This is a genomic window from Amycolatopsis tolypomycina, assembly GCF_900105945.1.
GTDB classification, from domain to species: Bacteria; Actinomycetota; Actinomycetes; order Mycobacteriales; family Pseudonocardiaceae; genus Amycolatopsis; species Amycolatopsis tolypomycina.
The window spans coordinates 3,192,543-3,212,462 of the sequence record NZ_FNSO01000004.1 but is presented as its reverse complement, the minus strand read 5'-3'; the positions used below and the strand labels follow the sequence as shown (position 1 = coordinate 3,212,462).

General features: G+C 72.9%; 19 protein-coding genes. 8 read left to right on the top strand and 11 right to left on the bottom strand.

Going from position 1 to position 19,920, the window contains the following annotated elements:
• Positions 1-16 precede the first annotated feature (16 nt).
• A complete protein-coding gene (locus BLW76_RS24760; protein WP_244170294.1) occupies positions 17-1,480 on the top strand; it encodes a serine hydrolase in 1,464 nt (487 codons plus the stop codon).
• On the opposite strand, the gene BLW76_RS24755 is transcribed toward BLW76_RS24760, so the two are convergent.
• Positions 1,384-2,622, bottom strand: a complete 1,239-nt coding sequence (locus BLW76_RS24755; protein ID WP_091311426.1) for an MFS transporter — start codon at positions 2,620-2,622, stop codon at positions 1,384-1,386. The two genes, BLW76_RS24760 and BLW76_RS24755, sit on opposite strands and share 97 nt — an antisense overlap.
• Entirely contained in the window at positions 2,619-3,206 is a 588-nt protein-coding gene (locus tag BLW76_RS24750) for an ArsR/SmtB family transcription factor (RefSeq protein ID WP_091311423.1), read from the bottom strand. Before BLW76_RS24750 ends, BLW76_RS24755 begins: the two co-directional genes overlap by 4 nt.
• Before the next feature lie 143 nt (positions 3,207-3,349).
• Here BLW76_RS24750 and BLW76_RS24745 point away from each other — a divergent pair, with 143 nt between their 5' ends.
• Together BLW76_RS24745 and BLW76_RS24740 are read left to right on the top strand one after the other, a co-directional pair.
• Positions 3,350-3,826 (top strand): MarR family winged helix-turn-helix transcriptional regulator, encoded by a 477-nt coding sequence (locus BLW76_RS24745; protein ID WP_091311422.1) that lies wholly within the window; start codon positions 3,350-3,352, stop codon positions 3,824-3,826.
• 158 nt (positions 3,827-3,984) lie between these two features.
• A complete protein-coding gene (locus tag BLW76_RS24740; RefSeq protein WP_091311420.1) occupies positions 3,985-5,616 on the top strand; it encodes an ABC-F family ATP-binding cassette domain-containing protein in 1,632 nt (543 codons plus the stop codon).
• 59 nt (positions 5,617-5,675) lie between these two features.
• Here BLW76_RS24740 and mshC read toward each other — a convergent pair whose 3' ends face one another.
• The 3 genes from mshC to BLW76_RS24725 all read right to left on the bottom strand — a co-directional run bounded on the left by mshC (position 5,676) and on the right by BLW76_RS24725 (position 10,576).
• Positions 5,676-6,914, bottom strand: coding sequence for a cysteine--1-D-myo-inosityl 2-amino-2-deoxy-alpha-D-glucopyranoside ligase (gene mshC, locus BLW76_RS24735; RefSeq protein WP_091311417.1), 1,239 nt, complete (start codon positions 6,912-6,914; stop codon positions 5,676-5,678).
• 306 nt (positions 6,915-7,220) lie between these two features.
• On the bottom strand, positions 7,221-9,182 hold the full coding sequence (locus tag BLW76_RS24730) for a vWA domain-containing protein (protein WP_091311415.1): 1,962 nt from the start codon (positions 9,180-9,182) through the stop codon (positions 7,221-7,223).
• Positions 9,179-10,576 (bottom strand): ATP-binding protein, encoded by a 1,398-nt coding sequence (locus tag BLW76_RS24725; protein WP_091311413.1) that lies wholly within the window; start codon positions 10,574-10,576, stop codon positions 9,179-9,181. Before BLW76_RS24725 ends, BLW76_RS24730 begins: the two co-directional genes overlap by 4 nt.
• Positions 10,577-10,676: 100 nt before the next feature.
• Between BLW76_RS24725 and BLW76_RS24720 the strand changes: the two genes are divergently transcribed.
• On the top strand, positions 10,677-11,474 hold the full coding sequence (locus BLW76_RS24720) for a hypothetical protein (protein WP_091311410.1): 798 nt from the start codon (positions 10,677-10,679) through the stop codon (positions 11,472-11,474).
• A 96-nt stretch (positions 11,475-11,570) separates the two neighbouring features.
• Here BLW76_RS24720 and BLW76_RS24715 read toward each other — a convergent pair whose 3' ends face one another.
• Positions 11,571-12,614 (bottom strand): ferrochelatase, encoded by a 1,044-nt coding sequence (locus BLW76_RS24715; RefSeq protein ID WP_091311408.1) that lies wholly within the window; start codon positions 12,612-12,614, stop codon positions 11,571-11,573.
• Between the two features lie 86 nt (positions 12,615-12,700).
• Between BLW76_RS24715 and BLW76_RS24710 the strand changes: the two genes are divergently transcribed.
• Together BLW76_RS24710 and BLW76_RS24705 are read left to right on the top strand one after the other, a co-directional pair.
• Positions 12,701-13,282, top strand: a complete 582-nt coding sequence (locus BLW76_RS24710) for a TetR/AcrR family transcriptional regulator (protein WP_091311406.1) — start codon at positions 12,701-12,703, stop codon at positions 13,280-13,282.
• 68 nt (positions 13,283-13,350) lie between these two features.
• The gene (locus tag BLW76_RS24705; RefSeq protein ID WP_091311404.1) at positions 13,351-14,511 is read left to right on the top strand and encodes a Cmx/CmrA family chloramphenicol efflux MFS transporter; all 1,161 of its coding nucleotides are present in this window, start codon (positions 13,351-13,353) and stop codon (positions 14,509-14,511) included.
• A gap of 19 nt (positions 14,512-14,530) precedes the next feature.
• On the opposite strand, the gene fabI is transcribed toward BLW76_RS24705, so the two are convergent.
• The 3 genes from fabI to BLW76_RS24690 form a co-directional block, all read right to left on the bottom strand.
• Positions 14,531-15,298: an enoyl-ACP reductase FabI gene (gene fabI / locus BLW76_RS24700; RefSeq protein ID WP_091311403.1), complete on the bottom strand. Its 768-nt coding sequence runs from the start codon at positions 15,296-15,298 to the stop codon at positions 14,531-14,533.
• Positions 15,299-15,335: 37 nt separating this feature from the next.
• On the bottom strand, positions 15,336-16,040 hold the full coding sequence (gene fabG, locus BLW76_RS24695; RefSeq protein WP_091311402.1) for a beta-ketoacyl-ACP reductase: 705 nt from the start codon (positions 16,038-16,040) through the stop codon (positions 15,336-15,338).
• 203 nt (positions 16,041-16,243) lie between these two features.
• Entirely contained in the window at positions 16,244-16,498 is a 255-nt protein-coding gene (locus tag BLW76_RS24690; protein WP_244170293.1) for a hypothetical protein, read from the bottom strand.
• A 98-nt stretch (positions 16,499-16,596) separates the two neighbouring features.
• On the opposite strand from BLW76_RS24690, the gene BLW76_RS24685 reads away from it, so the two are divergent.
• Positions 16,597-17,358 (top strand): GntR family transcriptional regulator, encoded by a 762-nt coding sequence (locus tag BLW76_RS24685; protein ID WP_091311400.1) that lies wholly within the window; start codon positions 16,597-16,599, stop codon positions 17,356-17,358.
• A gap of 68 nt (positions 17,359-17,426) precedes the next feature.
• Here the strand turns inward: BLW76_RS24685 and BLW76_RS24680 are convergent, their stop codons facing one another.
• The gene (locus tag BLW76_RS24680) at positions 17,427-18,053 is read right to left on the bottom strand and encodes a response regulator transcription factor (RefSeq protein WP_091311398.1); all 627 of its coding nucleotides are present in this window, start codon (positions 18,051-18,053) and stop codon (positions 17,427-17,429) included.
• Positions 18,050-19,105 carry a sensor histidine kinase gene (locus BLW76_RS24675; protein WP_208613371.1) on the bottom strand — a complete coding sequence of 352 codons (1,056 nt, stop codon included), beginning with the start codon at positions 19,103-19,105 and terminating at the stop codon, positions 18,050-18,052. Before BLW76_RS24675 ends, BLW76_RS24680 begins: the two co-directional genes overlap by 4 nt.
• Before the next feature lie 156 nt (positions 19,106-19,261).
• Between BLW76_RS24675 and BLW76_RS24670 the strand changes: the two genes are divergently transcribed.
• Positions 19,262-19,861 carry a hypothetical protein gene (locus BLW76_RS24670; protein WP_208613370.1) on the top strand — a complete coding sequence of 200 codons (600 nt, stop codon included), beginning with the start codon at positions 19,262-19,264 and terminating at the stop codon, positions 19,859-19,861.
• The last annotated feature ends 59 nt before the right edge of the window (positions 19,862-19,920 follow it).

Below are 19,920 nucleotides of genomic sequence, written 5' to 3'. Positions count from 1 at the left end.
AACGTAGCTTTTCCGCATGAGGAAAGAGAAGGCCCACGGTCGGCTCCCGGCAGGCGCTGTGTGGAAGCTCGCGATCGCGAGCCGGGACGGCCGTCGGGCTCGCCCGATGACGATCCAGGACCGCGTGACGGCGCTGCTGAGCGAGTACGGCATCCCGAGCGCCGCGGTCGGCGTGCTCCGCGACGGCGAGATCACCGAGTTCGCCGTCGGCGTCAAGAACGTCGAAACCGGCGCACCGGCGACCACGGACACCGGCTACCAGGTCGGTTCCATGACCAAGACGTGGACGGCCCTGGCCTTCCTGCAGCTGGTCGACGAGGGCAAGGCCGACCTCGACGCACCGATCCGCACCTACCTGCCCGAGTTCACCGTGGCCGATCCCGAGACGACCGCGAAGGTCACCGCGCGGCACCTGCTCAACCACACGAACGGCATCGAGGAAGCCTTCGGCGACCCCGGCGCAGGCGACGACATCCACGAGCGCATGGTGCGCAACATCGCCGATGCACCGCAGGTGTTCCCGCTGGGCCACACCCACGGCTACAGCGCGGCACTCGGCTACGCGATCCTCGCGCGCATCGCCGAGGTCCTCGACGGCAAGCCCTGGGACGACGTCCTGCGCGACCGGCTCTTCACTCCCCTGGGCCTGACCAGCACGAACAGCCGCCCCGACCAGGTGGACGAGACGCGCGCGGCGACCGGGCACCTGATCCGGTCCCTCGCCGAAGGCCCCGTCGTCACGCCACTGGACCACCTGCCCCGGGAGTTCGGCCCGGGCGGCGGCATCTCCTCGACGGTCCGGGACGTCCTCACCCTGGCCCGCGTGCTGCTCGACGCGGGGAAAGCCCCGAACGGCGGGCGGATCGTGTCGGCGGCGAGCGTCCGGGAGATGATGCGGTCACGGGTGCCGGTCCCGGACCCGTACCTGTTCGGGCCCGAGTGGGCGCTGGGCCTCATCGTCTGCGACTGGCACGGCGAAACCGTGTACGCCACCGACGGCAGCACGATCGGCCAGAACGCCCGCCTGCGGATCCTGCCGGACCGCAACACCGCCGTCGTCGTGCTGACGAACGGCGGACCGCGGGAAAGCTTCGCGCGCCGGGTGTTCGGCGAGATCCTGGGTCCCGTCCCGCAGCTGCCGGCCCCGGACCCGGCGCCGAAGCTCGACCTCGCGCGGTACGAGGGGGTGTACGAGCGGCCCGGCACCCGGTACGAGGTGACCGCCGAGGGCGGGTCCCTGTCCCTGGCGCTGGACCTCGACCCGATGCACGCGGAGTTCCTCGGGAAGCCGGCCAGGCTTCGCTACGAGCTGCTGCCGGTGAGCCCGACGCACTTCCTGATGCCCTCGGACGATCCCCTGGAAGACACCCGGACGGTGGCGCTCTACGACTTCACCGACGGGGCCGCGCGGTACCTCCACACCAACTGCCGGGTGCACCCCCGGCGGGGAACCAGCATCAGCACCCCGGCGAGGACGTAGACGGCGGCCTGGACGTTCAGCAGCACGGCGGGCCCGGTCGTCGCGACGAGCGCGCCCGCCAGCAGCGCGCCGGCGGTGGTGCAGGTGGCGACGGCGGCGAACGTCGTGCTCAGCACCCGCCCGGCGCGCTCGGGTGCGACCGCGCTCTGGATCTCCGACAGCACCCCGGCGCCGACGACCACGCCCGGGGCGCCCGCCAGGGCGAACAGCCCGACGTACAACCCCAGCGCCGTCGTGACCAGCGAGAGGTTCCAGATCGCCGCCGACAGCAGTCCCAGTGCCAGTGCCCCCCAGCCGAGCAACGCGGCCGGCGCGACCCGCCGCGCCACCGTGGCCAGGGCGAACCCGGCGGCCAGCCCGCCGATCGCCTGGACCCCCCGCAGCAGGCCCGCGTCGGCTTCGCTGCCGCCGAGGACGTCCAGGACGTAGACCACGAACAGCACCAGGAACATGCCCTGCGCCAGCGAGGTGAACACCAGCGCCAGCCCGGTCCGCCGCAGGCGCCGGTTGTGCGTCAGCTCGCGCAGGCCGTCGAGCCAGGCCCGCACCACCGGTTCCCGCACGGGCGCCGGTGCCGGGGCGGCGACCCGGCGGAACGGCTTGGCCAGCAGCGCGGCGGCGACCGCGAGGACGGCCAGGTAGCCGATCATCACGTCGGGGAGCCCGCCGAAGCCGAGCAGGGCGCCCCCGGCCCAGCCGCCGGCCAGCCGGGCGACGCTGCCGTTGACGCTCATCAGGCCGTTCGCCGCCGTCACGTCCGCGACCCCGACCAGCTCCGGCACCAATGCGTTGCGCGCGGGTTCGAAGACCGACGCCAACGCTGCCTGGGCGGCCATCACCGCGTACACCACGGTGACGCCGGGCTCGGCCAGCAGCGGGAGCGCGACGACGGCGAGCCCGAGGCAGACGCCGAACAGCACCGCGCGGCGGTTCCACCGGTCGGCGACCACCCCGGCGACCGGGCTCAGCAGCACCGCGGGCAGCAGGCCGAGCACGATGCTCAACGCCGTCGTCGCCGCGGAGCCGGTGCGCTGGAAGACGTAGATCGGCAACGCGACCTGCAGCATCCACTCGGCCGTCTCGCCGAAGAACGCGGCCACCCACAGCCGCGCGAACGCGGGCACCCCCAGTAGCTGTTTCATCCCTCCGCCTTCCCCGAGTGTTCGATGCGCGGGAACGCCCGCAGGCCGACGTGCACCGAGCGGGCGTCGGCGGGGGCGTCGGTCCGGATGGCGCCGATGTAGGGGCGGATCAGCGCGTCGATCGCCTCGGCCAGCCGGGTCAGCTCCGCCGGGGTGACGCGCAGGGCGTAGGTCGACAGCCCGGCCGCGGCCCGCCACTCCGGCTCGAGGTCGTCGAGGGAGTCCAGGTAGCGCTGGGTCAGCTCCTGCTCGTGGGTCAGCGTCGCGCCGACCACGCCCAGCTGCGCGGCCCGGTGCGCCGGGTCCTCGGCCAGCTCCCCCATCTCCAGGCCGACCTGCCGGGCGCGCCACGGCCGTTCGCGGCCGTCCTCGGCGTCGGCCCGCTCGACCAGGCCGTACTGCGCGAGCTGGCGCAGGTGCCAGCTGCAGTTGGAGGCCGTCGAGCCGACCGCCTCGGCGCACTCGCTGGCGGTGCGCGGGCCGACGGCGGTCAGGTGGTTGAGCAGCGCGGACCGCAGCGGGTGCGCCAGCGCCCGCAGCAGCTCGACGTCTTCGATCCGCTTGCGCGGCGGCAGCCCGGCCATCGTCGTCCAATCTGAAAGAACCATTTCGAAAGTCTTCTTTCATACTTGGTCCCGCCTGCGGGTTTGTCAAGCGGATCCGCTATCGTTCGCGGTGCAGTGACTGCACTGGGCAGTGACTGCGTCGTCACGAACTGGGATGGACGTTGCCCGACCAGCGCGAACTCGCCACCGCCGCCGCTCTCGCCCTCCCCCGCTTCGTGGGGTCGACCGCGCTCTTCCACGCGGCGGTCGCCGAACGGATGGGCGTGACCCCGACCGAGCTGCACTGCCTGCACCTGCTCCACGGCGGCGTCAGCGACTCCCCGTCCGAACTCGCCCGGCTCCTGGGGATGAGCACCGGCGCGTTCACCCGGTTGCTCGACCGGATGGAACGGCACCGGCTCGCCGAGCGCGCGCCCGATCCCGCCGACCGCCGACGGCTCGTCGTCCGGCCGCTACCCGACCGGATGGCCGAGCTCGCCGAGCTGTACGCGCCGATGGCCCGCTTCGTCGGCGAGCGCCTCGCCCGCTTCGACCGCCGTCAGCTGACCGCCCTGCTGGAGTTCCTCACCGACGGCACCGCGGCGGCCGAGCGGTCCACGGCCGAGCTCCCGGATGTGACCCAGGTCATAACCCGTTGACTAACTCTACTACTGTTGCGTTAACCTGGCTCCACTATGAGGAACTGAACCGCGCCCATCCCGCTTGAGGCGGCACCCGGTCGAGCCGATGCTCCCGCGTGCCACGACGCCCGGCCGGGATTTCCGCACTTTCTTCCCCCAGGGCTCGGTGATCGCACATGTCTCCCGTTTTTCCGTTGCAGGCCAAGGATCTCGTCTTCGGCTACGGCACCCGCGTCGTCCTCGACGGCGTCTCACTGACCGCGTCGGCCGGGCAGCGGCTCGGCCTGGTCGGCGAGAACGGCACCGGCAAGTCCACCCTGCTGCGCCTGCTCGCCGGGCTCGAGGAACCCCGCTCCGGCGAGGTGCTGCGCGGCCCGGACGTCGGGTTCCTGCTGCAGGAACTGCCGTTTGCCATGGACGCGACCTTCGCCGACGTCCTCGACGACGCCCTCGCCGAGATCCGGGCCGCCGCGGCCCGGCTCGACGAGCTGACCGCGGCCATGACCGACCGGCCCGACGACACGGGTGTGCTCGAGGAGTACGGCCGGGTCCTGGAGTGGGCCCAGGCCCACGACCTCTGGGACGCCGACCGCCGCGCCAAGCTCGTCTGCGACGGGCTCGGCCTCGGCGGCCTCGAACTCCACCGGCGGCTCGGCACGCTCTCGGGCGGGCAGCGCTCCCGGCTCGGCCTGGCCGCGCTGCTGGTCCGGCAGCCGGAAACGCTGCTGCTCGACGAGCCGACCAACCACCTCGACGACGCGGCGATGGAGTTCCTGGAACACCACCTCACCGAGCTGTCCGGGATCGTGGTGCTGTCCTCGCACGACCGGGTGTTCCTCGACGCCGTCTGCACCGACATCGTCGACCTCGACCCGGCCGCGGCCGACCGCCAGGCCGGCGGCGCGGTGCGCTACGGCGGCAGCTACAGCGACTACCTCGGCCACAAGAAGGCCGAGCGGGCGCGCTGGGAGCAGCGGTACGCCGAGGAGCAGGAGGAACTGAAGGAGCTGCGGGAGACCGTGGCGGTCACCGCGCGGAACGTCGCCTACGGCCGCGGCCCGCGCGACAACGACAAGTTCATCCACGCGTTCAAGGGCGCCCGCGTCCAGAAGACGATCTCGCGGCGGGTGCGCGACGCCGAGCAGCGCCTGGAGAACCTGGAACGCGACCAGGTGCGCAAGCCGCCGTCGCCGTTGCGGTTCAAGGCGGAGCTCACCGGCCGCGGCAGTGGCGACGGCCCGGCGATCTCGGTGCGGTCACTGGAGGTTCCGGGCAGGCTGAGCCTGCCCCGGCTGGACGTCGACGGCTCGGCCCGGCTGCTCGTCACCGGCGGGAACGGCGCCGGGAAGTCGACCCTGCTGTCGGTGCTGGCCGGCCGGCTCGCGCCGTCGGCCGGGACGGTCCACTTCGGACACGGCGTGCGGGTCGGGCTGCTGGAGCAGGACGTCGCGTTCGCCGAGCCGGAGCGGAACGCGGCCCGCGTCTACCGGGACGCGCTCGGCGAGGACGCTCCCCCGCTGAGCCGCCTGGGCCTGCTGGCGTCCCGGGACCTGCGGCAGCCGGTCGGGGCGCTGTCGGTCGGCCAGCGGCGGCGGCTGGCGCTGGCGGTCCTGCTCGCCGACCCGCCGGACGTGCTGCTGCTCGACGAGCCGACGAACCACATTTCGCTGACTTTGGCGGAAGAACTGTTCGCGGCACTGGAGACGGCGCCGGGCGCGGTCGTCATCGCGTCCCACGACCGGTGGCTGCGCCGCGACTGGTCCGGCGACCACCTGGAGCTGGCCGCCGGCCATCCAGTCGCCATATAGTTCGTTATACACCCGGCAAGAGGGGCACTTTTACGTGAAAGTGCCCCTCTTGCCGAGGATCAGAGGGCGACGCCGAGGAGGGCGTCGACGGCGTCGCGGATCAGGCCCGGGGCCGTCGGGTCGGTGCCGTCGCGGCGCAGGGCCTCGTTCGCCCACGCGTCGATCGCGGCGAGGGCCTTCGGCGTGTCGAGGTCGTCGGAGAGGTGGTCACGCAGCCGGGTCACGGTGTCCTGCGCGGCCGGGCCGGTGGACAGGGACACGGCTTCGCGCCAGCGCGCGAGCCGGGCTTCGGCGTCGGCCAGCAGCTGCGCGGTCCACGGCCGGTCCGCCCGGTAGTGGCCGGCGAACAGCGCGAGCCGGATCGCGCCGGGGTCGACCCGGTCGGCCCGCAACCGCGAGACGAACACGAGGTTCCCGCGCGACTTCGACATCTTCTCGCCGTCGAGGCCGATCATCCCGGCGTGCACGTAGTGGCGCGCGAACGGGCCGTCCTTGGCGACGGCCTCGGCATGCGCGGCGCTGTGCTCGTGGTGCGGGAAGATCAGGTCCGAGCCGCCGCCCTGCAGGTCGAACCCGAGGCCCAGCCGGTTGACCGCGATCGCGCTGCACTCGATGTGCCAGCCGGGGCGGCCGGTCCCGAGCTCGGACTCCCACGACGGCTCGCCTTCGCGGGCCACGCGCCACAGCAGCGCGTCGAGCGGGTGGCGCTTGCCGGCGCGGTCGGGGTCGCCGCCGCGCTCGGCGAAGAACTTCGCCATGGTCTCGGCGTCGTAGTTCGACTCGTAGCCGAACCGGCCGGTCGCCGCGTGGTCGAAGTAGACGTCGGGGAACTCCGGGTCGTCCGCGCGGTAGGCGGCGCCGTTGGCCAGCAGCTTCGCGATGACCTCGACGATCTCCGGGATGCTCTCGACGGCGCCGACGAACTGCTTCGGCGGCAACACCCGCAGGGCGACCATGTCCTCGCGGAACAGCGCCGTCTCGCGCATGCCCAGCACGACCCAGTCGTCCTGGTCACGCGCGGCCCGCTCCAGCAGCGGCTCGTCGATGTCCGTGACGTTCTGCACGTAGTGGACGTCGTGCCCGTTGTCCCGCCAGATGCGGTTCACCAGGTCGAAGGCCAGGTACGTCGCGGCGTGCCCCAGGTGCGTCGCGTCGTAGGGCGTGATGCCGCAGACGTACATCCGGGCGGTGGCGCCGGGCGCGGTCGGGCGGATCTGCCCGGTGGCCGTGTCGTGGAGCCGCAGCGGGCGGGGGGTGCCGGGGATGCGGGGCACGTCGACCGATGACCAAGTCTGCATACCTCGACTGTAAAGGCTCCTGCGTCATGCTTTCCCGAGCGGTGGGACGAGCCTCACCCGCGCGTTGGCCGCGATGGCCCGCGCGAGCCACGTCGGCAGCGCAGCGGTCCGGCCGTGACCAGCCGGCTCACGCCGCCGATCGGCCCGCTCGGCCGGCCGCCGGAACGGAGCAGCACCCTGCGCAGCGGCGTGCTGGTAGTCGCCGGCGGTGAGCCCCGCCTGGGCGCCCGGTGAGCGCGAGCGGACGAATCCGCCTCGGGATCGAGTGGTGCTGCCGGGCGGGCGCGCACCCGCGCCCGCCCGCGGTCACCGGCGGGTGCGCAGGTAGTCCCCCACCACCGCCGCGCCAAGGCCGTCGAGGTCCGGGGCGATCACCCGGCCACCCGAGCGGCGGGCGATCAGGTCGACGAACGACGTCAGCCGCGGGTCGTCGCCGAGGCGGAACACCGAGATCGACGCGCCCAGCTTGGCCAGGCGGTCCACTTCGGACAGTGTCTTGAGCAGCGTCCGGGGCTGGGGCGGGTAGTCGAAGACCGCCTCGCCGTCGGGTTCGAGGTGGGCCGTCGGCTCGCCGTCGGTGACCATCAGGACCACCGGCTGGGCGTCCGGGTGCCGCCGCAGGTGCCGGCCGGCCAGCAGGAGCCCGTGGTGGGCGTTCGTGCCCTGCTCCCACGCGCCCTCCAGGCCCACCAGCTCCGGCAGCTCCATCGACTGCGCGTAGCGGCCGAAGGTGATCAGCTGCAGGGCGTCGTTGCGGAACCGCGTGCTGATCAGCTGGTGCAGCGCGAGCGCGGTGCGCTTCATCGGCAGCCAGCGCCCTTCCTGCACCATCGACCACGACGTGTCGACCAGCAGCGCCACCGCCGCGCGCGTCCGGTGCTCGGTCTCGACCACTTCGACGTCCTCGACGTCGAGGCGCACCTGCCGCTCCCCCACCGACACCGAGCGCAGCACCGCGTTGCGGATGGTCCGCGGCACGTCCCAGGGCTGCATGTCCCCGAACCGCCACGGCCGCGACGCACCGGTGGGCTCGCCCGCCGCGCCCGCGGACTCCGTTTCGCGTTCGCCGGTCTTGCCGCGCAGGGCGTTCACGATGTCGGACAGGACCGTCTCGCCGAGGCGCCGCAACGCCTTGGGCGACAACCGGAGCGAGCCGTCGGCCGCGCGTTCGAACAGGCCCTGGCGGCGCAGCTCGCGCTCCAGCTCGGCCAGCCGGCGGGCGTCGACCCCCGCGTCCTTGCCGAGCTGGCGCTCGAGGGCCTCCAGATCGATGTCCTCCAGCCGCGCGCCGGGGTACGACTGGCCGAGCTGCTCGGCCAGCGCGTCCAGCTCCGCGATGTCCTGCATCGCCTGGGCGCCCTCGCCCATGCCCAGCGGGTTGTTGCCGCGGAAGCGCGCCGAGCCGGTCCAGTCCTCGCCCGGCCGCGCCGCGCGCAGCTGACCGTCCAACCGGGACAGTTGCTGCGCCAGGCGCGGGTCGCCGAAGGCCTGCTGGGTCAGCTCGGCGAGTTCGGCGCGCTGCTCGGCCGACATCGAGTTCAGCATCCGCTGCGCGGCCGCCGACCGCTCGGCCAGCGCGTCGATCAGGTCCTCGACGTTGCGCGGGTTCTCCGGGAAGAACTCGCCGTGCTTGGCCATGAAGTCGTCGAAGCGCCGCTGGATGTCCTCGGCCCCGCGGGCGTGCGCTTCGAGCAGGTCGTTGAGGTCGGAGAGCATCTCGTTGATCCGCTCGACGTCCTCGGGCCCGGCGTTCTGCAGCGCCTGCTTCATGCCCTGGAACCGGGACTCCATCAGCTCCTGGCCCAGCAGATCCCGGATCTTCTGGTAGTTCTCGCGGCCCTGGTCGGACCGCCAGTCGTAGTTCGCGAGCTCGTTGACGGCCGCGGCGGTGCCCGGCGGCAGGGCGTCGAGCTGGGCCTCCCGGAACCGGGCGTCGTCGTCCGGGTCCGGGAACAGCTCACGGCGTTCGGCGTCGAGGGCTTCCTGGAGGAGGCGCTGGACTTCCTGCAGGGTGCCGTCGAGGTTGTTGCGCCGCTGGATCTGCGACCGGCGCTGCCAGAGCCGCCGGGTCAGCTCGTCGAGACCCGCGGTGCGGTTCGTGCCGCGCCGCAGCATCTCCTCCAGCGCGGCCCGCGGCGACGCGCCGGCCATGACGTCCTGGCCGATCTCGTCGAGCGCGTCGCGCAGGTCGGCCGGCGGCGCGAGGGGGTCCGGCCCGTCGTGCCACGGGCCGTAGGAGTAGCCGTCGGGAAGCGGGACCGCGGTCATCGGCCGTAGACGGTCGTCGCGTCGTCGGAGTCCTTCGCGAGCCTTCGCGACAGGAACAGCATTTCGAGGGCGAGTTCGACGGCGGCCGCGATCCGCCCGGCGGGCTCGTCGGCGGCGACCCCGGCACGCTGGGCGACCTCGTGCAGCACCGGCAGTTCCGGCAGGGCTTCGAGGACGTCCTTGCCCGGCACGCGCTCGCCGGTGGACACCAGGTGGCCTTCGCCGACCGCGTCGGCCAGCGGCCGCAGGTCGAGGCCGGCGAACCGGTCGCGGGCGGTCTCCGCGATCGCCATCCGCAGCAGGTGCACGAGGTGCTCGATCTCGCGGCCTTCCTCGCCGGGCTCGAACTCGATCTTGCCGCGCAGCACCGACGGCACGGCGTCGAGGTCGACCGGGCGCGCCACCGCGGGCTCTTCACCCGTGAGCGCCGAGCGCCGCAGGGCGGCGGCCGCCACGGTTTCCGCGGCGGCGACGGCGAACCGCGCCGAGACGCCGGAGCGCTGGTCGATCACCGTGGATTCCCGGAGGTTCCGGACGAACCGGGCGAGGACTTCCAGCAGCGGCTCGCCGACTTCGGCGACGAGGTTGGCCTCCTGCCGGACGACCGCGACCTCGGCTTCGACGTCGAGGGGGTAGTGCGTGCGGATCTCGGCGCCGAAGCGGTCCTTCAGCGGGGTGATGATCCGGCCGCGGTTGGTGTAGTCCTCGGGGTTCGCGGTGGCGACGAGCAGGACGTCCAGGGGCAGCCGCAGCGTGTAGCCGCGAACCTGGATGTCGCGCTCCTCCATCACGTTGAGCAGCGCGACCTGGATGCGCTCGGCGAGGTCGGGCAGCTCGTTGATGGCGACGATGCCGCGGTGGGCGCGCGGGACGAGGCCGAAGTGGATCGTCTCGGGGTCGCCCAGGCTGCGGCCCTCGGCCACCTTCACCGGGTCGACGTCGCCGATCAGGTCGCCGACGGAGGTGTCCGGCGTGGCGAGCTTTTCGGTGTAGCGCTCGGAGCGGTGGCGCCAGGCCACCGGCAGGCCGTCGCCGAGCTCCGCGGCACGCCGGATCGACGCGGGCGTGATCGGCTGCAGCGGGTGTTCGCCCAGCTCGGAGCCCTCGATGACGGGCGTCCACTCGTCGAGCAGGCCGGCGAGGGTGCGCAGCAGGCGGGTCTTGCCCTGGCCGCGTTCGCCGAGCAGGACGACGTCGTGGCCGGCCAGCAGCGCGCGCTCCAGCTGCGGCAGCACGGTGCGGGAGAAGCCGACGATGCCGGGCCAGGCGTCTTCGCCGTTCTTGAGGGCGGTCAGCAGGTTGTCGTGGATCTCGCGGGCGATCGGGCGCGGCTCGTACCCGGCCGCGCGCAGGGCCCCGGCGGTGCGGGGAAGAGCGTCTGGAACAGCGTTCACCCGTTCGACGCTACTGCCGGATCGGCGGCCCGTCGACGTGGAGCGGCTCCAGCGTGGGCACGCTGCTGCCCGATCGGCGCAGCCGGTAAAATAAGGCGTCGTGTGCCGTCCCAGTGCGACTTTCGCCGTCTGGTCGAGCGCGTGGCTCAACGGGGCCGCGGCGTCCGACGATGTCCTCGATGCCCTGCTCGCGTGGGGTGAGGCGCATGACGTCGTGGCCGCCGACGCCGCCGCGGCCGACGCGTTCGCGCTCCCGCTGGCGTTCAACCGGGCGGCCACGCCGGTGCAGCTGCTGATGGCGCTGCGTTCGCAAGGAGCGAAATCCCTCCACCTGGTCCTCCCGGTCCCGGGCGACGTCCGCGGCCTGGGCGGCGGCGGCCCGTTCACCGAAGCGGCGTTGCGCGCGGGCGACGCGCTGGTGCTCCCCGACCTCGGCTTCGGCCTGGTGCCGGAGCCGATCGCCGAAGGCCTGGTGCGCTGGACGGTCTATTCGCTGACGTCGCCGACGACCCCGGAGTACGTCCCGCTCGGCGAGGCCGAACACGGCCTGACGGACGCGATCCGCAACAGTGCCGGGGCGTTGCAGACCCTCGACGTGGCCTCGGACCGCCCGGGCGTCCGCGCGGAGCTGTCCGCCCACCTGCGTTCCCGGCCGGACGTGGACTGGCCGGCCGGCACGCCCGGGCGCGCCCTGCGGGTGCTGCAGCGGGCCGAGGAAATCGCGGCGATCCTGGCGATCGCGTCGTCGGACGAGCCGGGCGGAGCCCTGTCGGCCTCGGCGTCGACGTTGCGGGCCCAGGCATTGCGGCCCCTGTCGGACGCGGTCCGCACGGCCCGCTGCGCGGCGGTCAACGAGGCGGTGCGCGTGTTCGCGGAGCAGACGGCCCGCGAAGGCTAAGGTTTCGAACGCCCCAATGTGGCGTTGGTTGCGTCCAACGCACCCAATGTGGCGTTCGGTGCGTTGGACGCACCGAACGCCACATTGGGGCGCTTGCTACCGGGCCGGGCGCTTCGCCGGCTCGCAGCAGCCGATCGCGCAGGGGGCGCCGTTGACCGTGCAGCCCGCTGCCGGGAACGGCGACAGCTTGCGCGGCTCCACGCCGTGGGTGTGCTCGCGGATCAGCTCCACCACCAGTTCGGCGAACCGCGGGTCGCTGCCCGCGGTCGCCGCGCGGGCGAAGGCCATTCCGTGCTCGGCCGCGCGTTCCGCCGCCTCGTTGTCCAGGTCCCAGATCACCTCGAGGTGGTCGGACACGAACCCGATCGGCGACACGACCACGCCCGGCACGCCCGCCTCGTGCAGCGCGTCGATGTGGTCGACGATGTCCGGCTCCAGCCACGGCACCTGCGGCGGCCCGGACCGCGACTGCCAGACGACGTCGTACTCCGCGATGCCCGCCTCGGCCGCCACCAGGCGGGCCGCCTCGGCGATCTGGCGCGAGTAGCGGTGGCCGCCTTCCGCGGGCGGGCCCGAGGCGCGATCCGCGCTGTCCGGCACCGAATGCGCGGTGAACACCGTGCGGACGCCCGGCTGGTTCCCGAGCGACGCGTGGGCCGCGCGCACGCCGTCGGCGACCGCCGAGACGAACAGTGGGTGGTCGAAGAACTGGCGGAGCTTCACCAGTTCCGGTGCCTCGGGGCCGACCGCCGCGCGGGCGCGCTCGATGTCCTCGTCGTACTGGCGGCACGCCGAATAGCCGCCGTACGCGCTCGTGGGGAACACCAGGACGCGCTTCGCGCCCTCCGCGGTCAGCGACGCCAGGGTGTCCTCGACCATCGGGTGCCAGTTGCGGTTGCCGAAGTGCACCGGCAGCGCCATGCCGGCCGCCGCGAGCTGCTTCTCGACCGCGGCCATCGCGTCGCGGTTCAGCTTGTTGATCGGCGAAACCCCGCCGAAGTGCTGGTAGTGCTCGGCGACCTCCAGCAGCCGCTCGCGCGGCACCCCCCGGCCCCTGGTGACGTTCTCGAGGAACGGCATGACGTCGTCGGGCCCTTCCGGGCCGCCGAACGAAAGCCACAGCAACGCGTCGTATCCCACCCCGTCATCTTGCCGTTGTGGCCGTCCGCACGCTGACCCGGACCCGTTATGAATCGACCAGTCCAAAACCATGGTACGGTCTCCTCATGGCCAGGCCACGGGAGTTCGACGAGACCGCCGCCGTCGAGAAGGCGATGCACGCCTTCTGGGAGCGCGGCTACGAAGCCACGTCGACACAGCACCTGTGCGAGGCAACGGGACTCGGCCGCAGCAGCGTCTACAACACGTTCACCAGCAAGCGGGCCCTGTTCCGGCGCTCGCTGACGCACTACACCGGCACCCAGCTGGACAAGCGGCAGGCGATCCTCGACGGCCCGGGCACCGCGGCCGAGCGGCTCGCCGCGGTGCTCGACAGCGCCGTCGACGACGACCTCGAGGAGCACCGCCGCGGCTGCCTGGTGGTCAACACCCTGGCCGAACTGGGCCTGCCCGACGACGAGGTCGGCGCCGCCCTGCGGGCCGACACCGACCGGAACCTCGCCATGTTCGCCGAGTGCGTCCGCGAGGGCGTGCTCGACGGCAGCCTCCGGGACGGCCTCGACCCCGCCGCCGTGGCGGAGTACCTGCTCAGCACCACCTCGGGCCTGCGCGTGATGGCACGCCGGGGTTCGAGCCGCGACAGCATGCACGCCGTCGCCGACATCGCCCTTTCGGCCATCACGCGCTGACGACCACACCAACGCGGCCGCGCACGCCATGATTTTGGACCGACCGATACACAACCGGAGGAGAACCCATGCCCCTGGCCGTCTTCGTCCTCGGGCTCAGCGTGTTCGCGCTGGGCACGTCCGAGTTCATGATCACCGGCCTGCTCCCCGGCATGGCCGCCGACCTGCACGTGAGCATCCCCGACGCCGGGCTGCTGATTTCGGCGTTCGCCATCGGCATGGTCGTCGGCGCGCCGCTGCTGGCGATCGGGACCCTGCGGCTCCCCCGCCGCCGCACGCTGCTGGCCCTGCTCGGCGTGTTCGCCGTCGCGCACGTCGTCGGCGCGCTGGCCGAGGGGTACGCGCTCCTGTTCGCGACCCGCGTGATCGCGGCGCTCGCCTGCGCCGGGTTCTGGGCCGTCGCGCTGGCGACGACGATCGCGCTCGTGCCCGCCGAGCGGCGCGGGCGCGGGATGGCGGTGCTGGTCGGCGGGCTGACCGTGGCCAACATCGCCGGGGTGCCCGCCGGCACGTTCCTCGGCCAGCACGCGGGCTGGCGGACGGCGTTCTGGGCGGTGACGGTGGTGACGCTGGTGGCGGTCGCGGGCGTGGCGCTGCTGGTGCCGGAGACGACCGGCGGGCCGCTGAGCCTGCGCGGTGAGCTGCGGTTGTACCGGCGGGGCCGGGTCTGGCTCGCCCTCGGGGTGATCGCCCTGTGCCAGGCCATGATCTTCGCCGCGTTCAGCTACCTGGCGCCGTTGCTGACCGAGACCGACGGCCTGCCCGGCGAGTGGGTGCCGGGGGTGCTCGCGCTGTTCGGCGTCGGCGCGCTGATCGGGATCAGCGCGGGCGGGCGGCTGGCCGACCGGCGGCCGTTCGCGACGCTCTACGGCTGCCTCGCGCTCGCGCTGGCCGCGTTGCTCGTGCTCGCCCTGACCACCGACGCGCTCGTGGCCGTCGCGGCCGTGCTCGTGTTCGGCGTGGCCGCCTTCGGCGCCAACCCGGCGCTGAACCTGCGCGCCTTCCAGGCCGCCGGGGACGCGCCGACGCTCGTCGGGGCCAGCACGACGTCGGCGTTCAACGTCGGCAACACCGCCGGGCCGTGGCTGGGCGGTGTCGCGATCGACGCGGGGCTGGGCTTCCCGAGCGTGGCGTGGACCGGGATCGCCCTCGGCGTGGCCACGCTGGCCGCGCTCACGGTCGCCGCCGTCGTGCAGCGCGGCGACGACCGTGAGCTGGTGGCCGTGTGAGGGCCCGGCGCCGGAGAACTCAGACGCCGAGGAAGTGGACCCCGCCGTCGACCATGATCATCGAGCCGGTGGTGGCGGGGAGCCAGTCCGACAGGACCGCGCAGACGCTCTTCGCCACCGGGTCCGGGTCGGTGCTGTCCCAGCCGAGCGGCGCACGCTCGCCCCAGCCGTCCTCCAGGTCGACGAAGCCCGGGATGGACTTCGCGGCCATCGTCTTCATCGGGCCGGCGCTGACGAGGTTGACGCGGATGCCCTGCGGCCCCAGCTCCTTGGCCAGGTACCGGTTGACCGACTCGAGCCCGGCCTTCGCGACGCCCATCCAGTTGTAGACCGGCCACGCGACGCGCGCGTCGAAGTCCATGCCGACGTACGAGGATCCGCGGCCGAGCAGCGGCAGGCAGGCCTTCGCCAGCGACATGTACGAGTACGTCGAGATTTCGATCGCGGTCTTGACGTCCTCGGCCGGCGCGTCCATGAACGGCGCGCCGAGGCAGGTCTGCGGGGCGAAGCCGATCGAGTGCAGCACGCCGTCGAGGCCGTCGACGTGCTCGCGGACCTTGTCGGCGAGGCCGTCGAGGTGTTCCTGGTTGGTGACGTCCAGCTCGATCACCGGGGCCTCTTCGGGCAGCCGCTTGGCGATGCGCTCGACCAGCGACATGCGGCCGAAGCCGGTGAGCACGACCTTGGCGCCCTCCTGCTGCGCGATCTTGGCCGCGTGGAAGGCGAGCGACGCGTCGGTGATGATGCCGGTGATCAGCAGGCGCTTGCCTTCGAGCAGTCCGGGCACAGGTCCTCCAAGTCTTGTTCGGGTCGGGGTGAATCGGTCAGTGGCCGAGGCCGAGGCCGCCGTCGATGGGCAGCACGGCGCCGTTGACGTAGCCGGCTTCCTCGGAGGCCAGGTACCGCACGGCGGCGGCGATCTCCGACGGCTCGGCGTACCGGCCGGCAGGCACCTGCGCGAGGATTTCCTTCTTGCGCGCCTCGGGCAGTTCGCCGGTCATGTCGGTGTGGACGAACCCGGGCGCGACGACGTTCGAGGTGATGTTGCGCGAGCCGAGCTCACGGGCCAGCGAGCGCGCGAACCCGACCAGCCCGGCCTTCGACGCGGCGTAGTTGGCCTGGCCGGCCGAGCCGGAGAGGGCGACGACCGAGGAGACGAAGACGAACCGGCCCCACTTGCCGCGCAGCATGCCGCGGGAGGCCCGCTTGGCGACCCGGAAGGCCCCGGTGAGGTTGGCGTCGACGACGCGTTCGAACTGCTCGTCGCTCATCCGCATCAGCAGCGTGTCGTCGGTCAGCCCGGCGTTGGAGACGAGTACCTCGACCGGCCCCTGGTGTTCCTCGACGAGCTTGAAGGCGGCGTCGACCTGCTCGGTGTCCGTGACGTCCGCCTGGACCCCGAAGAGACCGTCGGGCGCCCCCGAACCACGGTGCGTGACGGCGACCCGGTGCCCCTGCTCGGCGAGGTCCCGGGCGATCGCCAGACCGATGCCCCGGTTGCCCCCGGTGACCAGAACCGACCGTGCCACTGTGTTCTCCCTTTTCGTGAACTCGCTGCTGACGCGCACGAGGTTATCGGCAGGGCCGCGGGGTCGCGCACCCGCGCCCGGGCTCGCGGCGATCGTCCTGATCGGGTGCCAGGAACTGCCTCCCGACCTTGGTGGTTACCGGTCGGTTGGTCACCGTGAGTCGCGACACAGGCGGGTCGCCGACGTCGCGGATCCACCACCCATCACGACCCCCGGACCGGGCTCGGCGCCATGCCGCGTTCGCGGCGGTAGATCGCCTCGCAGCGCGAACACTGGTGTGGCGCACCGTGCGCTCGACGGTCGGACAACGGGCGGAATTCGGCGGCCGCCGCGAGACCGCACAGCATGGTGATGCCCTGCCCGGGCACCGGGATCCCCGTCAACCGGGTCCGATGCCACTCCCCCGCGACAACCGGATGAATCGCCTCCGGGTCGATGTGGATCACCGCTGCGATCATTTGCCTCACCACTACTTGTCATGACATGTCGATGACCGACCGTGGCATTCCCCGTCTCAACTTGTCAAGATGAGTTAGCAAGTGGGACACTCGGGCACATGGTCGATCGAACAAGTGGAGTCCCAGCCTTCCGCCAGGTCGCGGCCGATCTCCGCGAGAAGATCGTCTCCGGCCAGTTCGCACCCGGCGCGAAGTTGCCCAGCGAACACGATCTCGTCGAGGCGTACGGCGTCTCGCGACCGACGGTCCGCGAAGCCGTCGACGTGCTACGCGGCGAAGGCCTGGTCACCTCGGAGCACGGACGCGGCGTCTTCGTGCGCCCGCCTGCCAGCATTCAGCGGATCGCCCGATCGCGACTGTCTCGCGACGCACGCGAGGGAAACCGCGGCGCCTTCCTCGCCGACGCCGCAGCAGGCGGGTTCACACCGTCGACGTCCGTCAAGATCCGGTTCGAGCCCGCCGATACGCGCGTCGCCGGCCATCTCGCCATAGCCGAGGGGAACGAGGTCACCGTGCGCGACCGCGTGATGCGCGCCGACGGGCTGGTGGTCCAGCTGGCGGTGTCGCGCCTCCGGCGCGAGCTGACGCGCGGCACCGCCATCGAGGACATCGACACCGGGTCGGGCGGCACGTACGCGCGTCTGGAGGAGGCCGGCCACGCGATCGGCTCGTTCGCCGAGCACGTCGGAGCGCGGATGCCGACACCCGCCGAGGCAACGCAACTCCAGCTCGCCGGCGGCGTGCCGGTTATCACCGTCACCCGCGTCGCGTACGCAGACGACGGCACACCGCTGGAGATGAACGACATGGTGCTCGCGGCCGACCGCTACGAGCTGTCGTACGAGTGGCCCGCCGACTAGGCAATCGGCAAGGCAATCGACAAGGGCTTGTGGCGGACAGCGCGTGTCTCGCCCTTGGCCGAGCCGGCTCAGATGAGGCCCCGGTCGCGGGCGTAGACGGCCGCCTGCGTGCGGTCGCGCAGGCCGAGGCGGCCGAGGATGCGGGAGATGTGGTTCTTCACCGTGCCCTCGCTGAGGAACAGCCTCGCCGCGATCTCCCGGTTCGTCGCCCCGGTCGCGACCATCCGCAGTACCTCCGTCTCCCGGCCGGTCAGCGCCTCCGGGGCGGCCGGGTGGGCCGACAGCGCCGCGGCGACGTGCCGGGCCGCCGCCTGGTCGAGCTGGGTGACGCCGGCGTGCGCCAGCCGGACCGATTCGGCCAGTTCCGCGGCCGGGAGGTCCTTCAGGAGGTAGCCGGCCGCGCCGGCCCGCAGCGCCTGCACGACGTACTCCTCGTCGTCGAACGTCGTCAGCATCACCACGCGGCAGCCCGGGACGCGGCGGCGCAGCACGGCGACCGCGTCGACGCCGTCCATCTCCGGCATCCGCACGTCCATCAGCACCACGTCCGGGCCGAGCGCCAGCGTCTGCTCGATCGCCTCCCGGCCGGTGGCCGCCGTGCCGACCACCGCGATGCCTTCCTGGATGTCCAGCAGGGACGCGATCCCCTCGCGGACCAGCCGCTGGTCGTCGACCACGAGCACCCGGACGTTCACGGCACGGTCACCGTGACCCTCGTCCCGGTGCCCGGCGCGCTGTCCACGGTCACGGTGCCGCCGACGAGCGCGGCGCGTTCCCGCAGGCTGAGCAGGCCGTATCCGGACCGCGGCTCGCCGGTGTCGAAGCCGCGGCCGTCGTCGGTGACGACCAGCCTGGTCGCGGCGCCGAAGGTGACCGAAACCCGCACGTGCCGGGCCTCGCCGTGGCGGCGTGCGTTCGTCACCGCCTCCTGCGCGGCCCGGTACAGGGTGGTGACCGTCGCGGGGTCGATGTCGGGTTCCTCGCCGTGCACGTCGAGCGCCACGCCCAGCTCGGTGAGCGCGCCGACCAGGGACTGCGTCCCGGCGCGCAGCGTGCCGACCGAGGTCCGGACGTCCTCCAGCGCGTGGCCCACCGAGCGGCGCGCGTCGGCCAGCGCCCGGCCGGCGACGCCGGGGTCCCGGTCGGCGAACGCGGCCACCTTCTCCAGCTGGATGGAGACGGCGGTCAGGTGGTGGCCGAGGCTGTCGTGGATGTCGCGGGCCAGCCGGTTGCGTTCGGCCGCGGCGGAGAGCTCCGCGACCCGCGACGCGGCCCGGCGCTCCCGGACCGCGACGTCGGCCACCGCGAGGGCCAGCACCAGTCCCGTCGTGAACATGAGCACGTCGGACACGGACTCGGTGTCGGCGTACCAGCCGGGCACCCACACCGCGAACCCGCCGACGAGCACCGCGAGGCAGAGCCCGCCGAGCACGAGCCCGGCCGCGCACCCGAAGGTGAGGTACGCGGCGAACGGCACCAGCACGAACAGCACCCGCGACAGCCCCGGCTCGTCGAGCGCGGCGACCGCGAAGAACAGCACCACCCGCACGCCGAGGAACACGACGGGCAGCCGGGCCACCCGCCACTCGACGGCGTCCAGCACGAACAACGCCCCGATCCCGGCGACGAAGCCGGCGAGCCGGGCCGCGTTCGCCGAGCCGAGACCGGCGAGCGCGGAGTACAGCCCGGCCAGCAGCACGATCCCGTACACGGCACCGGAAACCCACGGCACGATCCGCGTCACCATCACCCGAGCCTACGGCCGTTCGCCGCCGCCGGGACCGGCTCTGGCCGAACGGCACGTGCCGGGTGGCCACGCGGTCACTGGCCGGCCGGCACTTCCCGCGTCCCGGTCATGGTTCCTACGGTTCAGGGAAACCCTTACGTCGCAAGGAGATCCCCCATGCTGACCCGACTGGGCGCCGCGTGCGGTGTGCTCGCCGGCCTCGCCATCGCCGTGCCCGGCCTGATCGAGGCGTTCGCCGGCGAAACCGCGCCGACGAGCTTCGTGCTGGGCCTGTCCCCGGCGTTCGCCATCCCGCTGCTGACCGTGCTCCACCTGCGGCAGGCCACGGCGGCCGGCGCGTTCGGCGCCGTCGCCTACACCGTGAACGCGGTCGGCCTCGGCCTGTTCGGCGGCGCGGCGTTCACCCTGAACCTGGCGCTGTTCTTCCTCGACGACGCGGTGGTCGAGGACCTGCTGCGCGGGCCGACCATCGTGGCCCTGCTCGGCAGCGCGCTGGTCTTCGCCGCCGGCGCGGCGCTGTTCGGGGTGTCCCTCCTGCGGGCCGGGATCCACCCCCGCGTCCCGGCTGTGGCGTACCTCCTGGCGCTGCCCGTGCTGGCGGTCGCGGCACGGCTGCCGGACACCCCGGTGACCAGCGTCGTGCACGTCGTGGCCGGCGGGGCGCTGGTGTGGCTGGCCTGCGCCGTCACGACCGGCGAGCCCGCGCCGGACCGGCGAGCCGCCGCCCCGCACCCGGCCTCGCCGCGACCGTCCTAAGCCGGTGTTAGGAACTGCCTCCTCGCCTTGCCGCCTCCCCGCCGGTTGGTCACCGTGAG